We start from the raw sequence: 13971 nt of genomic DNA, 5'->3' as shown, positions 1-13971 counted from the left end.
TCGCCGCGATCAGTCGCGGCGGGGCGGCTCGTCGCGGTCGAGCTCGCGCATCTCGACGTCGATCACCGTGCCGCCCTCGCGTGGCGGCTGCCCGCCCGGCCCGCCCCGGTCGAAGGGCCCGCGCCCGTCCCGGCGTCGCGAGCGGGCGCCGAACCAGGCCGCCACCGCGACGACGGAGCCGATCAGCAGGCCCGACACCAGCGTGACGAGCGCGAGCACGACGGCCACCGCGGCGCCGAGAACGATCGCGGCGATCGCGGCGATGCGCGCGATCAGCCGCTGCAACGAAGCCAGCATCGATTGATCTCCAGGGCGGCGGGCCGCGGCTTCATTCGCCTTCGGCCCCGGCGGGAAGTTCGGCCGGCTCGACGGCGACCGGCGTGGCCAGGACCTTGTCGATCCGCTTGCCGTCCATGTCGACGATCTCGAAGCGCCAGTTCTCCCAGACGACCGTGTCGCCGGTCTGCGGCATCCGGCCCAGCATCAGCATCATCATGCCGCTGAGCGCCTGGTAGCGCGCGCGGTCCTCGTCGGGCACGCTGCGCAGTTCGAGGCGGTCCTTCAGCTCGGGAATCGGGATCAGCCCGTCGAGCAGCCAGGAGCCGTCCTCGCGGCGCACCGCCCAGCTGGTTTCCTCGTCGGGCGCGCCGAATTCGCCGGTGATCGCCTCGAGCAGGTCCTGCAGCGTGATCAGGCCCTGGATCTCGCCGAACTCGTCGATCACCAGCGCGATGTGCGCGTTCGAGCTGCGGAAGTTCTCGAGCAGCTCCATGCCGGTCAGGGTCTCCGGCACGAAGAGCGGCGGCTGCAGGCCGGCCTTCAGGTCGAAGGGCTGGCCGGTCAGCGAGCGCGACAGCAGCTGCTTGGTGTGGATGAAGCCGAGCACCTCGTGCATGCCGCCTTCGCAGACCGGGAAGCGCGAGTGCACCGTGTCGGCGACCTTGGCCAGGTTCTCCTCGATCGGGTCGGTCACATCGAGCCACACGATGTCCGGCCTGGGCACCATCAGCGAGGAGATCTGGCGGTCGTCGAGCCGGAACACGTTGCGCACCATCGCGTGCTCGCTCTGCTCGATCACGCCGCTCTGCGAGCCCTCGGCCAGCATCGCGTGGATCTCCTCCTCGGTGACCGAGGGGCCGGCCACGCGGTTCGCGCCCATCAGCTTGAGCAGCAGCTCGGTCGAGACCGACAGCAGGCGCACGAAAGGCTGCGATGCGATCGCCAGCAATGTCATCGGGCGCGCGACGACCCGGGCAATGCCCTCGGGGCTGAACTGGCCGAGCCGCTTCGGGACCAGTTCGCCCACCACGATCGACACGTAGGTGACGACGATCACCACCAGGGCAGTGGCGGCATAGTCGGACCACGGTTGGCTGGCGCCGAGCGTTTCCATCCAGTCGGCGAAAGGCGCGGCCAGGGCGGCCTCGCCGACGATGCCGTTCAGGATGCCGATCGAGGTGATCCCGATCTGGATCGTCGACAGGAATCGGTTGGGGTCCTCGCCCAGCGACATGGCCAGGACGGCGGAGCGGTCGCCGTCGTCGGCGAGCTTCTGGAGCCGCGCCTTGCGCGCCGTGACCAGCGCGATCTCGGACATCGCGAACAGGCCGTTCAGGACGATGAGCCCGAGAAGGATCAGGATCTCGATCATCGGAGGCCTCGCCGGCGAGCCGCACCGCATGTCACCACGCGGGCGAGGGGGCTTCGACGGAAATGGCGGGAGGTTTCGCGCCGGTGGCGCGGTTCAGGCTCCGAGTCTTGCATCGTGGTGGGGGCCGGCACGGGCCGGTCGGCCGGGACTGCCCCCGAAATGGTTTTGGAGCGAACGATTATAGCGGCGCCCCGAGGCGTGCGAGATGGCGTGCGATCGCCGCCCGGACCTGTTCCGGCGCGGTGCCGCCGCGGTGGTTCCGCGCCCCGACCGAGCCCTCGAGCGTGAGCGCGTCGAAGACGTCGCCGGCGACCAGCGGCGAGAACGCGCGCAACTCGTCGAGCGACAGGTCGGCGAGGTCCACGCCCCGGTCGGCCGCCGCACGCACCGCGCGGGCGACCGCTTCGTGCGCGTCGCGAAAGGGCAGGCCCTTGCGGACCAGGTAGTCGGCCAGGTCGGTGGCCGTGGAAAAACCCTCCGCGGCCGCCTGCCGCATGCGCTCGGCCCGCACCGTGATCCCGCCGCTCATGTCGGCGAAGATGCGCAGCGTCTCGAGCAGCGTGTCGGCCGTGTCGAACAGCGGTTCCTTGTCTTCCTGGTTGTCCTTGTTGTAGGCGAGCGGCTGCCCCTTCATCAAGGTGAGCAGGCCGACCAGGTGGCCGTTGACCCGGCCGGTCTTTCCGCGCGCGAGCTCGGGCACGTCGGGGTTCTTCTTCTGCGGCATGATCGAGGAGCCGGTGCAGAAGCGGTCGGCCAGGTCGATGAAGCCCACCCGCGGCGACATCCAGAGGATCAGCTCCTCGGAGAGCCGGGAGACGTGGGTCATGACCAGCGCCGCGGCGGCGCAGAACTCGATCGCGAAGTCGCGGTCGGAAACGGCGTCGAGCGAGTTCTCGCACAGGCCGTCGAAACCGAGCTGGCGAGCGACGAACTCGCGGTCGATCGGATAGCTGGTGCCGGCCAGCGCGGCCGCGCCCAGCGGCAGCCGGTTGACCCGCTTGCGGCAGTCGAGCATGCGCTCGGCGTCGCGCGCGAACATCTCGACGTAGGCGAGCAGGTGGTGACCGAAGGTGACGGGTTGCGCGACCTGCAGGTGGGTGAAGCCCGGCATGATCGTGTCGGCGTGCTCGCCGGCCTTCGCGAGCAGCGCCCGCTGCAGCGCCTCGAGCGCCGCCACGATGTCGTCGATCGTGCCGCGCAACCAGAGCCGGATGTCGGTGGCCACCTGGTCGTTGCGCGAGCGGGCGGTGTGCAGCCGCTTGCCCGCGTCGCCGACCAGCTCGGTCAGCCGCTTCTCGATGTTCAGGTGGACGTCTTCCAGGTCGATCGACCATTCGAAGGCGCCGGAGGCGATCTCGCCGCGGATCTTCTCCATGCCGCCGCGGATCGCCGCCAGGTCGTCCGCCGACAGCAGGCCCGCCGATTCGAGCATCGCCGCATGGGCGAGCGATCCGTCGATGTCGGCCATCGCGAGCCGCTTGTCGAAGCCGACCGACGCGGTGTAGCGCTTGACGAGCTCGCTGACCGGCTCGGAAAAGCGCGCGGACCAGGCCTCGGATTTCCTGGCGAATTGATCTGTCATAATCGGTCGGAATAAGGGGGAAGGAGCGGCTGCGCGGCGTCCTCGGCGCGCCGGAACGCCCCCGATTATACGGTTCGACCCGCGGCGCCCCGGCAGGAGCGCCGCGGCACGAGCCCCGGCCAGCACGATAAGGGACGATCGATGAACGATGCGCAGCCGCCGGCCCCACGACGCCGGCGACTGACCGACGGCGCCGCCTTGCCGGTCCTGCCGGACTGCTGCAACCTCGGCACCGTGGCGCGGGTGCTGCTGCCGCTGAACGTCGCGGTGGTGCTGGCGGCCCCGCTGATCGCCCAGGATCCCGGCTCGGCGCCCGACGTCGCGCTGCGCGCCGCATCGGTGGTCAACCCGGTCGCGTTGCTGTCGCTGCTCGTCTTCTGTGTCGCGCGCCGCATCGTCAACGGCTGGCCGCGCCCCGCGCAGTGGGCGGCCGCGCTGTCGGTGCCTTCGGTGCTGGCCTTCCTGGTCGCGCTGCTGGTCGGCTGGATCTACTCGAGCACTCCGATGGCCTCGTCCCTGCTCGAGCGCGCGCTCTTCGCGGTGCCGCTCGCTGCGGCGGCCACCTGGCTGATCGCCGAGTTCCTGCGGCTGCGGCTGGTTTCGCTGCAGCCCTCGCAGGCCGAGGGGCGCCTCCAGGCGCTCCAGGCGAGGATCCGGCCGCACTTCCTGTTCAACAGCCTGAACACGGTCATCGGCCTGATGCGCAGCGATGCGCGCCAGGCCGAGCGCACGCTGGAGAACCTCGCCGACCTGTTCCGCGTCTTCATGAAGGACAGCCGCGAGCTGGTGCCGCTCGACGACGAGGTGCTCCTGTGCAAGGAGTACCTGACGATCGAGAAGCTGCGGCTCACCGACCGCCTCGAGGTCCGCTGGGACCTCGGCGAGATGCCCGGCGATGCGCTGCTGCCGTCGCTGCTGCTGCAGCCGCTGGTCGAGAACGCGGTCCACCACGGCATCGAGCCGCGCACCTCGCCCGGCGAGGTCCGCATCGCGATCTCCAGGAGCGGCGACCGGGTGCGCGTCGAGATCGCCAATCCGCTGGCCGAAGCGCCGCCGGTCCGTTCCGGCAACCACATGGCGCTGTCCAACGTGCGCGAACGCCTCGCGCTGACCTTCGACGTCGAGGGGCAGCTCGAGACCCAGGAGGACGACGGGCAATTCCGGGTCGTCGTCCAGTTCCCCTACCGCAAAGAGAGAAGACGCCGAGATGTCAGACGCACCTTCGATCCTGATCGTTGACGACGAACCGGTCGCCCGCTCGCGGCTTCGCGAGCTGCTGGCCGACCTGGCCCCCGAATTCCCGCACCGGATCGTCGGCGAGGCGCCCAACGCGCCCGAGGCGCTCTCGCAGATCGAGGTCGCGCAGCCCCAGATCGTGCTGCTCGACATCCAGATGCCGGGCATGACCGGGATCGAGCTGGCTCGCCACATCTCGGCGCGCGCGCAGTCGGCCGAGTCGCCCAGGCAGATGCCGCTGATCATCTTCGTGACCGCCTACGACGAGTTCGCGGTCGACGCCTTCGAGGTGCGGGCGATCGACTACCTGCTCAAGCCCGTGCGCGCCGAGCGGCTCGGCCAGGCGCTTCGCCGCGCGCTCACTCGCCTGCCGAGCGAGCACGCGCAGCAGATCGACGAGCTGGCGGCCGCCACCAACACCCGCCGCCGCCACCTGTCGGTGCACGAGCGCGGCCGCGTGATCCTCGTGCCGCTCGAGCAGGTCATCTACCTGAAGGCCGAGCTGAAGTACATCACGGTGCGCACGAAGGAGCGCGAGTACCTGATCGAGGAGTCGCTGACCGGCCTGGAGGAGGAGTTCAGCGACCGCTTCGTGCGCATCCACCGCAACGCGCTGGTCGCGCGCCCCTCCATCGCCGGTTTCGAGCGGGTCCAGCCGCAGGGCGAGGCCGAAGGCGGCGACCCGTACTGGCAGGTCGTGCTGCGCGACGTGACCGAGCGCCTTCCGGTGAGCCGCAGGCAGTGGTCGATCGTCAAGAGCCTGGTCGGTTGAGCGCGATGTCCGGCATCCCGCACGGCTCGCCGAAGCGGCTGGTCATCGCGTCGCGCGAGAGCCGCCTGGCGATGTGGCAGGCCGAGCACGTGCGCGACCGGCTGCTGGCGCTGTACCCGGACTGCGAGGTCTCGATCCTCGGCATGACCACGCTCGGCGACCGGGTGCTCGACCGGGCGCTCAACGAGATCGGCGGCAAGGGGCTGTTCATCAAGGAGCTCGAGGTGGCCCTGCTCGAGGGCCGGGCCGACCTCGCGGTGCACTCGCTGAAGGACGTGCCGATGGAGCTGGCGCCGCAGTTCGCGCTGCCGGTGATCATGCCGCGCGAGGATCCGCGCGACGCCTTCGTGTCCGGGCGCTTCGCCTCGCTCGAGTCGATGCCGGCGGGGGCGCGGGTCGGCACCTCGAGCCTGCGCCGGGCGGCCCAGGTCCGCCATCGCTTCCCGGGCCTCGAGGTGCTGCCGCTTCGCGGCAACGTCAACACGCGCCTGGCCAAGCTCGATGCCGGACAGTACGACGCGATCATCCTGGCCGCCGCGGGGCTCAAGCGGCTCGGGCTGGCCGAGCGGATCCGCGCGATCATCCCGCCCGACCTCAGCCTTCCCGCGGCAGGGCAGGGAGCGCTCGGCATCGAGACCCTCGCCGGGCGCAACGAGCTCGCGGCCTGGCTGGCGCCGCTGGCCGACCCGACGACCGCCGCCGAAGTCGCGGCCGAACGCGCGGTCTCGCGGGTGCTCGGAGGCAGCTGCCGCGTGCCGCTCGCGGCCTGGTGCGTCAGCGAAGCCGGCGGCGGCCTCAAGCTGGTGGCAAGGGTCGCCGCCGAGGACGGCAGCGGCATGGCCGAGGCGGTCGAGCGAAGCGCCGGCGCCGACCTCGCGTCGGCCGAGCGGATCGGAGAGGCGGCCGCCCGCAGCCTGCTCGACCAGGGCGCCGCCCGGTGGCTCGGATCGTCCTGACCCTTCCCGAGCCGCGCGCGAGCGCCTGGGCGACTGCGCTGCGCGCGCTGGGGCACGAAGCGCTGGTGCTTTCCTTCGTCGCGCTGCGGCCCGCGTCTTCGGAACCGTCGGCCGCCGCGCTGCTGGCTCGCGCGGAAGGTTTCGATCGGGTCGTGCTGGTCAGTCCCACCGCGGTCGAGGTCTTCGCCGACTCGCTTCCGGACGGCTGGCCCGCAGGCCTCGCGCCCGCGGTCGTCGGTCCGGGCAGCCTCGCGGCACTGGCCGCGCGCGGCCTCGACCGGCATCCGGGCCTGCTGGTCCCGCCCGGGCCGGAGTTCGACGCCGACGCGCTGCTCGCGCTGCCGGAGCTCGCCGCGCCGCTCGACGCGGCGATCCTGGTCGTGCGCGCTCAGGCGGGCAACCCGCGCCTGGAACGCGAACTTGCCGCGCGGGGCGCCCGGATCGAGGTCCTCGAGGCCTATCGGCGCGAGCGGCTCGAAGCGGCGCCCGAGGCGCTGGCGAGGCTGGCTGGCTGGCTGGCCGAGCCGGCAGCGGCCTGGCCGCGCCTGCTGGTCACCACCACCGATGCCGCCGAGCGCCTGGCCGAGCTTGCCGACGGATCGGCTCGCCTGGCGGGCCTGCGCGCGCTGGATGCGCTGGCGATCCACCCGAGGATCGCCGCGAAGCTGCGCGAAACCGGCTGGCGATCGGTGGCCACGATCGGCCCCGGCTTCGACGCATGCCGTGCCGCGATAGAATCGGCGGACGGCGCGACAGAATCTCCTGCAGCCCGTGCGCAGCGCAGTGGAACCGAACGTGACTGAGAACGATCAGAAGCCACCCTCCGACAGCACCAGCGGTGCCGACACGGTCGACACCGTAGCGGCGCGGGAAAGCTCCGCTGCGGATGCCGGCCGGGTGGCCTCCGGCGTCGCCGGAGCGGCCGGCGCGTCCGCCGACGAGGGCAGGGCGGTCGGCCCGGCGCGTGGCGACTCGCGAGGCGGGCGCGCCGGCATCGTCGTCGGTGCGATCGGAATCCTCATCGCGCTGGCGGTGGGCGCGTGGTCGATGCAGCGCTTCGACCGGATCGAGGGCGAGGTCGCGCGCAGGCTGCAGTCTGCCGAGCAGAAGGTGATCTCGCTCGACGCGACCCTCGCGCAGTCGCGCGACCTGCTGCGCGACCTGCAGAACCGCAACGCGGTCCTCGAGAGCAAGCTGGCCGAGACTGCCGGCCTGCAGGCGCAGGTCGAGAAGCTGTTCCGCGACCGCGCCGAGGACTCGCTCGACGTGACGCTGGCCGAAGCCGAGTCCGGCCTCACGCTCGCCGCGCAGCAGCTCGCGCTGGGCGCCGAGACCGAGTCGGTGCTGGCCGCGCTGCAGGACATCGACGCGCGCCTCGCGCGACAGAGCGACGCCCGGCTCGCGCCGGTGCGCGTGGCGCTGGCCCGCGACATCGAGAAGCTGCGGGTGCACCCGGCCAGCGACGTCGGGCGCCTGGCGCTGCGCATCGACGCGTTGGTCGCCGCGCTCGACCAGTTGCCGCTGCTGTCGACCGTCCGCGAGCCCGCCGGCGCGGCGCGCCGGGTGGCCGGGCCAGAAGCGCGGCAGCCGGGCGAGACCGGCGCCGACGGTCAGGCCGCTGCCCCCGAGGCCCAGGCCGCCGCTTCCCAGGCGCCGTCCGCTGCCGACCGGCTCGGCGCAACCCTGGGCGCATTCGGCAACGAGCTGCGCGAGCTCTTCCGGGTCCGCCGCATCGATTCTCCCGAGGCGGTGCTGGTCGCGCCGTCCGAAGCCTATTTCCTGCGCCAGAACCTTCGCCTGACCCTGCTCAACGCACGGCTCGCGCTGCTCTCGCGCAACGCGTCGGTCTACCGCTCCGATCTCGAGCGCGCGCGCCGCTGGATCGAGTCCTACTACGACGGCGAGCACCGCAACGTGATCGCGGTGCAGAACCAGTTGCGCCAGATGCTCGGCGCGAAGCTCGTGCTCGAGCCGCCTCGCATCGACGACAGCGTCGCTGCGGTGCGCCTGGCGCGCACTGCCACTCGCTGAGCGGGGCCGCCGATGCGCCGCGTCGTCTGGCTCCTGATCGTCGTTTCCGCCGCGGTCGGCATCGCACTGCTGATGCGCGGCAGCCACGGCAATGTCGCGATCCTGTGGCCGCCTTACCGGGTCGACCTGTCGGTCAACCTTGCCGTGCTGATCCTGCTCGCCGTCTTCCTGCTGCTGCACCTTCTGTTCGGAATCCTGTCCGGCGCGCTGAACCTGCCCGGAAGAGTGCGGGAATACCGCGAGAGGCGGCAGCGCGAGAAGGCCCTGCAGGGCCTGCGCGACAGCCTGCTCGCCTACCTCGAGGGCCGGTTCGGACGAGCCGAGCGGCTCGCGCGCGGCGCCCTTTCCGACGAGGCGCTGGCCGGCACGGCATCCCTGGTCGCGGCGCGATCCGCGCAGCGGATGAGCGAGCCGGAGCGGCGCGACCGCTGGCTCGAGTCGGCTCGCGCGGTGGCCGCGGTCGAGGGCGCGCGCCGGATGACCGAGGCCGAGATCGCGCTCGAGGACAAGCGCCCCGAAGATGCTCTGGCGGCGATCGCCGAGGTCCGGGTCCGGGGCACGCGCCACATCCACGCCTTGCGGCTCGCGCTGCGCGCCCACGAACGGCTCGGCAACTGGACCGAGGTGCTCGAGCACGTTCGCCAGCTCGAGCGCCGCAACGCGATCGAGGCGCCGGCAGCCCGCGTGTCGCGGGTCAGGGCGTTGCGCGCGCTGCTCGACGGCGCCGGCGACGATCCCGAATCGGTGCGCCGCGTGCTCGACGAGATCCCCGCGCCCGAGCGCGAGATCGAGGAGGTCGCGCTGGCCTCGGTGCGCGCGCTGCTGCGCGCGGGCCTGCACGAAGCCGCAGCGAAGATCGTCGAACGGGCGCTCGCCGCGCGCTTCGATCCAGAGCTGGTCGCGCTGTGGCCCGACCTGACCGGCATTGCCGGACGCAAGCGGATCGCGCACGCGGAAGCCTGGCTGCAACGCTGGGGCGAGCAGCAGCCGCTGCTGCTGGCGCTCGGCCGGCTCTGCGTAGGCGAGGAGCTCTGGGGCAAGGCCGAGGAATTCCTGCTGCGTGCCGAGCGAAAGGCGCCCGACGCGATGGTCCGGGCGCTGCTCGGCCAGATGTGCGAGCAGCTCGGCCGCCCGGAAGACGCGGCCCGCTGGTACCGCGAGTCCGCGCTGACCGCCTTCGGCGACGAGGGGGTCCGCCTGGCGCCCGAGCGCCGCGCCGAACTCCCGCCCCCCGAAACCGAGGACGAACAGCCGCCGGTGCTGCCCCTGCCGGGGCCGTAGTCGACAGGTCTCGAGGCACCGGGTTTCGGCCGCGAGGCAGCTCGACCCTCCCCGGGACATCAGGAGCTGCGACCCTGGCACTGACTCGAGGCACGGGGCGCAGCCTCGTGTCCCGGAAAGGGCTCAGGCGCCTCGTGCCGGGCGCGAACGACACGAAGCGAGGCGGGCGCCCCGCCGCGCCGGGCGATTCGCCCGACGGTCAGCCGTGCCGCACCGCGATCGTCTTCAGCGCCGTGAACCCGTACAGCGCCTCGAAGCCTTTCTCGCGCCCGTAGCCGCTGTGGCCCACGCCGCCGAAGGGCAGCTCGACACCGCCGCCGGCGCCGTAGTTGTTCACGAAGACCTGGCCGGCGCGCAGCGACCGGGCCAGCCGCATCTGGCGCGCGCCGTCGCGGGTCCAGACGCCGGCGACCAGGCCGTAGGGCGTGCCGTTCGCGAGCGCGACCGCGTGGGCCTCGTCGCGGAACGGGGTGGCGGCCAGCACCGGCCCGAAGACCTCCTCCTGGAACAGGGTGTCGCCGGCCGGCACGTCGGCGAACAGCACCGGCGCCTGGTAGAAGCCTTCGGCCGGCGCATCGTCGACCACCCGGCCCTGTGCGGCGATCCGCAGCCCGCTCGCCCGGCCGCCGTCGAGGAACTCGCGGACCCGGCCCAGCTGTCGCTTCGACACCAGCGGGCCGAGGTCCAGGTCGGCGGCGCCGGGCCCGGCGCGCAAGGCCGCGAAGCGCTCGGCCAGCCGTGCCATCAGCGCGTCGTAGATCGAGGCCTCGATCAGCACCCGGCTGCCCGCCGAGCAGGTCTGGCCCGCGTTCTGGATGATCGCGCCCACCAGCACCGGCAGCGCGGCGTCGAGGTCGGCGTCGGCGAACACCAGCTGCGGGGACTTGCCGCCGAGCTCCAGCGTGACCGGGCAGTGGCGAGCGGCCGCCGCGGCCGCGACGCGCCGGCCGGTGCCGGTGGAGCCGGTGAACGAGATGTGGTCGATGCCTGGGTGCTCGCTGAGCGCCTGGCCCGCCTCGGAGCCGAGCCCGGTCACGATGTTCAGCGCGCCGGCCGGGAAACCCGCCTCGGCGGCGAGCTCGGCCGCGCGAAGCAGCGACAGGCAGGCGTCCTCGGCCGGCTTGACGACGCAGGCGTTGCCGGCGGCCAGCGCGGCGCCGACCGTGCGGCCGAAGATCTGCATCGGATAGTTCCACGGAACGATGTGCCCGGTCACGCCGTGGGGCTCGCGAACCGTGAGCACGGTGTAGCCGTGCTGGTACGGGATGGTCTGTCCGTGCAGCTTGTCGGCCGCGCCGGCGTAGAACTCGAAGTAGCGGGCCAGCGCGGCGGCATCGGCGCGGGCCTGCGAGATCGGCTTGCCGGTGTCGCGCGACTCGATCGCGGCGAGCTCCTCCTGGTGGGCCAGGACCAGGTCGGACCAGCGCCGCAGCAGGCGGCCGCGCTCCACCGCGTTGCTGCGGCCCCACGCGCCGCCGGCCGGCTCGCCGGCGTCGCCGTCGAAGGCGCGGCGCGCGGCGCGAACCGCGGCGTCGACGTCGCGCGCGTCTCCCCTGGCGATCGCCGCGAAGGTCGACCCGTCGGACGGGTCGACGACCGGCAGGCTCTCGCCGCTCGCCGCGGGCACGGCACGGTTGTCGATGAAGTGCAGGTGGCGGGCAGGGCTCTGGAGCATGTCTGGATCCGTTCTTGGCGTTCGGGGTTCGGGTGCGGGATGCGGCGGGCCGCGCGGCGCCGCGGTTTCGCGAGATTATCGCTCGCGGCGGCGCCCGCCGCGCCGCCGGGCCGGGAAACGCCCGATTGTGCGCCGCACAAAATCGTTACAATAACGGACTCGCGCGCCGGCCACGAAGCGGCCTCAAAGGGTCCAGCCCGCGCGGCACGACAGGCACAAGACCCCTCCGAACCTCTTCCGACGATACCGCCATGAACCTCGACCGAGTCGACTCCGGACGCGACCTGCCGAACGACTTCAACGTCATCATCGAAATTCCGATGGCCGCCGACCCGATCAAGTACGAGGTCGACAAGGAGACCGGCGCGCTGTTCGTCGACCGCTTCATGATGACCGCCATGCACTACCCGTGCAATTACGGCTACATCCCGCACACGGTGGCCGACGACGGCGATCCGGTCGACGTGCTGGTGATCACGCCCTTCCCGGTGACCACCGGCGCGGTCGTGCGCTGCCGGCCGCTCGGCGTGCTGAAGATGGAGGACGAGGCCGGCGGCGACGCGAAGCTGCTGGCCGTGCCGGTCGACAAGATCCTGCCGATCTACAAGCACTGGCGGAAGGTCACCGACATCGCGCCGGAAAGGCTCGCGACCATCCAGCACTTCTTCGAGCACTACAAGGACCTGGAGCCCGGAAAGTGGGTCAAGGTGGTCGGCTGGGGCGGGCCGGAAGAGGCTGCCGCCGAGATCATGGACGGCGTCCGGCGCTTCAAGTCGATGAAGGACAAGCCGCACTTCTGAACGGCGGCTCGGGCGAGGGCGGCGTTGCCCGCATCGCCCGCAGGTGGCCTTCGATCAGCGGCCGCCACCCCTGGCGAACCAGCGTGCTGCCGTCGTCGACCAGCCACACGCGGACCAGTCCGGTCATGAAGACCATGGTCTCGGTCGCCGCGACCGCAGGCTCGAGGTCGGGTCGCAGCAGGCCGGCCTCGGCCGCGCGTCGGTAGGCCGGCAGCAGCAGGTCGCGGAACTCGGCGTGCGACCTGCGCTGCGCGTCGAGTTCCTCCAGCAACGCCTCGACGTACTCGCAGCGAAAGCTCAGGATGTCCCAGGTCTCGCGAGTGAGCGGGTCGGACTCGAGTTGCGTCATCACCCCCTCGAGCAGGATCGCGATCCAGTCGAGCGGATCCTTCCCCTGGGCGGCCGGAGCGCCGGCGCCGCCGATGTCGAGGAAGTCGACGATCGGCAGCCTGACCTCGTCGCGCATCGCGTCGAACAGCGCCTGCTTGTCTGCGAAATGCCAGTAGACCGCGCCCCGCGTCACGCCGGCCGCGCGGGCGATCTGCTCCAGCGAGGTGCGGGAGACACCCCGGCGGGCGAACTCGCGACGCGCCGCCGCGATGATGTCCCGGCGGGTCTGGTCGGAGGCTTCCTTGGTTCGTCGGGCCATCTCGTCCTTGGAGGGAAGGGGAATGTCGCGATCGTCGTGACTGACAAGCCCGCGCCATCGAACATACATTCTTGATTGTATATAATCGCCGGTTCTCCCTCCAGCGGATTCCAGGACCATGCCGAACTCCCGCCTGCCTCGCGTCGCCGCTTCGCTGTCGGTGGCTCTCGTGCTGGCCGCTTGCGGCGACAAGGCCGGCGACGGCAAGCAGGGCGCCGCGCCCGCCGCGCCCCCGCCGGTGTCGGTCACCGCGCTGAGCGTCGAGCCGAAGCGTGTTCCGGTCACGATCGAGGCAGTGGGGCGCACCGAGGGCTCGCGCGAGGTCGAGGTCAGGGCGCGGGTCACCGGCATCCTCGAGAGACAGCTGTTCCGCGAGGGCGAGCCGATCAAGGCCGGCACGCCGATGTACCGGATCGAGCGAGCCCCCTTCGAGATCGCGCTGCAGCAGGCCCGGGCCGTGCTCGCGCAGGAGCAGGCCCGCCGCGACCGGGCGGCCGGCGAGGCGAAGCGACTGCAGGGCCTGCTCGCGAGTCGCGCGATCAGCCAGCGCGAATACGACGACGCGGCCGCCAGCCTCAGGCAGCTCGACGCCTCGCTGCAGGCCGCGCGTGCCGGGGTCCGGCAGGCTGAACTCAACCTTTCGTACACGACGGTCAAGGCGCCGATCTCCGGGGTTGCCGGCCGCTCGCAGCGCTCCGAGGGGAGCCTGGTGAGCGGGGCGACCGAAGCCGGCCTGCTGACCACGCTGACCCGCACCGACCCGCTGTGGGTGCGCTTCTCGCTTTCCGAGGGCGAGTACGCCCGCCTGCGGGCAGGCCGCGGCGACGCGTCGCCGGTCACGCTGGAATCGCCGGCGACGGGCGGTGCGAACGGTGCCGCCGCGCAGGCGGCCGGCGCGCCGCTGCCGACCGGGCGCCTCAACTTCACCGCGTCGACGGTCGATCCCCGGCTGGGCACCGTGCAGCTGCGCGCGGAGTTCCCGAACCCGTCCCTCGCGCTGCTGCCCGGACAGTTCGTCAGGCTGCGGGTGGCGATCGGCGAGGCCGACTCGATCCTGGTGCCGCAGTCGGCGGTCGCTCAGGGCGACCGCGGCCCCTTCGTCTGGGTGATCGGCGCCGACGACACGGTCTCGCCGCGGCCGGTGCAGACCGGCGAGTGGGTCGGCCGCGACTGGATCGTGCGCGAAGGCCTGAAGGCCGGCGAGCGCGTCGCGATCGACAACCTGATCCGGCTGCGGCCCGGCGCGAAAGTGCAGCCGAAGCCGGCGCAGGCGCCGGCGGGCGCCGCGCCGGGAAGCGGCGACAAGCCGGCCGCGCCGGCTGCCAACTGACGGTCGCC

General features: G+C 72.1%; 13 protein-coding genes. 8 read left to right on the top strand and 5 right to left on the bottom strand.

The window, feature by feature from the left end:
* Window positions 1-9: 9 nt before the first annotated feature.
* The 3 genes from M6I34_RS02570 to argH form a co-directional block, all read right to left on the bottom strand.
* Entirely contained in the window at window positions 10-297 is a 288-nt protein-coding gene (locus tag M6I34_RS02570; RefSeq protein WP_272484150.1) for a DUF6479 family protein, read from the bottom strand.
* A 31-nt stretch (window positions 298-328) separates the two neighbouring features.
* Window positions 329-1648, bottom strand: coding sequence for a hemolysin family protein (locus M6I34_RS02565; protein ID WP_272486584.1), 1320 nt, complete (start codon window positions 1646-1648; stop codon window positions 329-331).
* Window positions 1649-1829: 181 nt separating this feature from the next.
* Complete coding sequence (gene argH / locus M6I34_RS02560) at window positions 1830-3233, bottom strand: argininosuccinate lyase (protein ID WP_272484149.1); 1404 nt, start codon at window positions 3231-3233, stop codon at window positions 1830-1832.
* Between the two features lie 141 nt (window positions 3234-3374).
* Between argH and M6I34_RS02555 the strand changes: the two genes are divergently transcribed.
* The 6 genes from M6I34_RS02555 to M6I34_RS02530 are packed head-to-tail and all read left to right on the top strand — an operon-like array spanning window position 3375 to window position 9509.
* Window positions 3375-4472 carry a sensor histidine kinase gene (locus M6I34_RS02555; RefSeq protein WP_272484148.1) on the top strand — a complete coding sequence of 366 codons (1098 nt, stop codon included), beginning with the start codon at window positions 3375-3377 and terminating at the stop codon, window positions 4470-4472.
* Window positions 4441-5241: a LytR/AlgR family response regulator transcription factor gene (locus M6I34_RS02550; RefSeq protein WP_272484147.1), complete on the top strand. Its 801-nt coding sequence runs from the start codon at window positions 4441-4443 to the stop codon at window positions 5239-5241. The genes M6I34_RS02555 and M6I34_RS02550 overlap by 32 nt, the downstream gene beginning before the upstream one ends.
* A gap of 5 nt (window positions 5242-5246) precedes the next feature.
* Window positions 5247-6197: a hydroxymethylbilane synthase gene (gene hemC / locus M6I34_RS02545; RefSeq protein ID WP_272486583.1), complete on the top strand. Its 951-nt coding sequence runs from the start codon at window positions 5247-5249 to the stop codon at window positions 6195-6197.
* Entirely contained in the window at window positions 6179-7000 is an 822-nt protein-coding gene (locus M6I34_RS02540; protein WP_272484146.1) for a uroporphyrinogen-III synthase, read from the top strand. Before hemC ends, M6I34_RS02540 begins: the two co-directional genes overlap by 19 nt.
* Window positions 6993-8228 (top strand): uroporphyrinogen-III C-methyltransferase, encoded by a 1236-nt coding sequence (locus tag M6I34_RS02535; RefSeq protein WP_272484145.1) that lies wholly within the window; start codon window positions 6993-6995, stop codon window positions 8226-8228. Before M6I34_RS02540 ends, M6I34_RS02535 begins: the two co-directional genes overlap by 8 nt.
* A gap of 12 nt (window positions 8229-8240) precedes the next feature.
* On the top strand, window positions 8241-9509 hold the full coding sequence (locus M6I34_RS02530; protein WP_272484144.1) for a heme biosynthesis HemY N-terminal domain-containing protein: 1269 nt from the start codon (window positions 8241-8243) through the stop codon (window positions 9507-9509).
* A gap of 199 nt (window positions 9510-9708) precedes the next feature.
* On the opposite strand, the gene M6I34_RS02525 is transcribed toward M6I34_RS02530, so the two are convergent.
* Window positions 9709-11184: an aldehyde dehydrogenase family protein gene (locus tag M6I34_RS02525; RefSeq protein ID WP_272484143.1), complete on the bottom strand. Its 1476-nt coding sequence runs from the start codon at window positions 11182-11184 to the stop codon at window positions 9709-9711.
* Between the two features lie 251 nt (window positions 11185-11435).
* On the opposite strand from M6I34_RS02525, the gene ppa reads away from it, so the two are divergent.
* A complete protein-coding gene (ppa, locus tag M6I34_RS02520) occupies window positions 11436-11984 on the top strand; it encodes an inorganic diphosphatase (protein WP_272484142.1) in 549 nt (182 codons plus the stop codon).
* Here the strand turns inward: ppa and M6I34_RS02515 are convergent.
* A complete protein-coding gene (locus M6I34_RS02515; protein WP_272484141.1) occupies window positions 11953-12633 on the bottom strand; it encodes a TetR family transcriptional regulator in 681 nt (226 codons plus the stop codon). The genes ppa and M6I34_RS02515 overlap by 32 nt on opposite strands.
* A 118-nt stretch (window positions 12634-12751) precedes the next feature.
* Here M6I34_RS02515 and M6I34_RS02510 point away from each other — a divergent pair, with 118 nt between their 5' ends.
* Window positions 12752-13963 carry an efflux RND transporter periplasmic adaptor subunit gene (locus M6I34_RS02510; protein ID WP_272484140.1) on the top strand — a complete coding sequence of 404 codons (1212 nt, stop codon included), beginning with the start codon at window positions 12752-12754 and terminating at the stop codon, window positions 13961-13963.
* Window positions 13964-13971 lie beyond the last annotated feature (8 nt).

The organism is Zeimonas sediminis (assembly GCF_023721795.1).
GTDB classification, from domain to species: Bacteria; Pseudomonadota; Gammaproteobacteria; order Burkholderiales; family Burkholderiaceae_E; genus Zeimonas; species Zeimonas sediminis.
The sequence above is the reverse complement of the archived record's forward strand: the minus strand, read 5'-3'. Positions and strand labels throughout refer to the sequence as shown.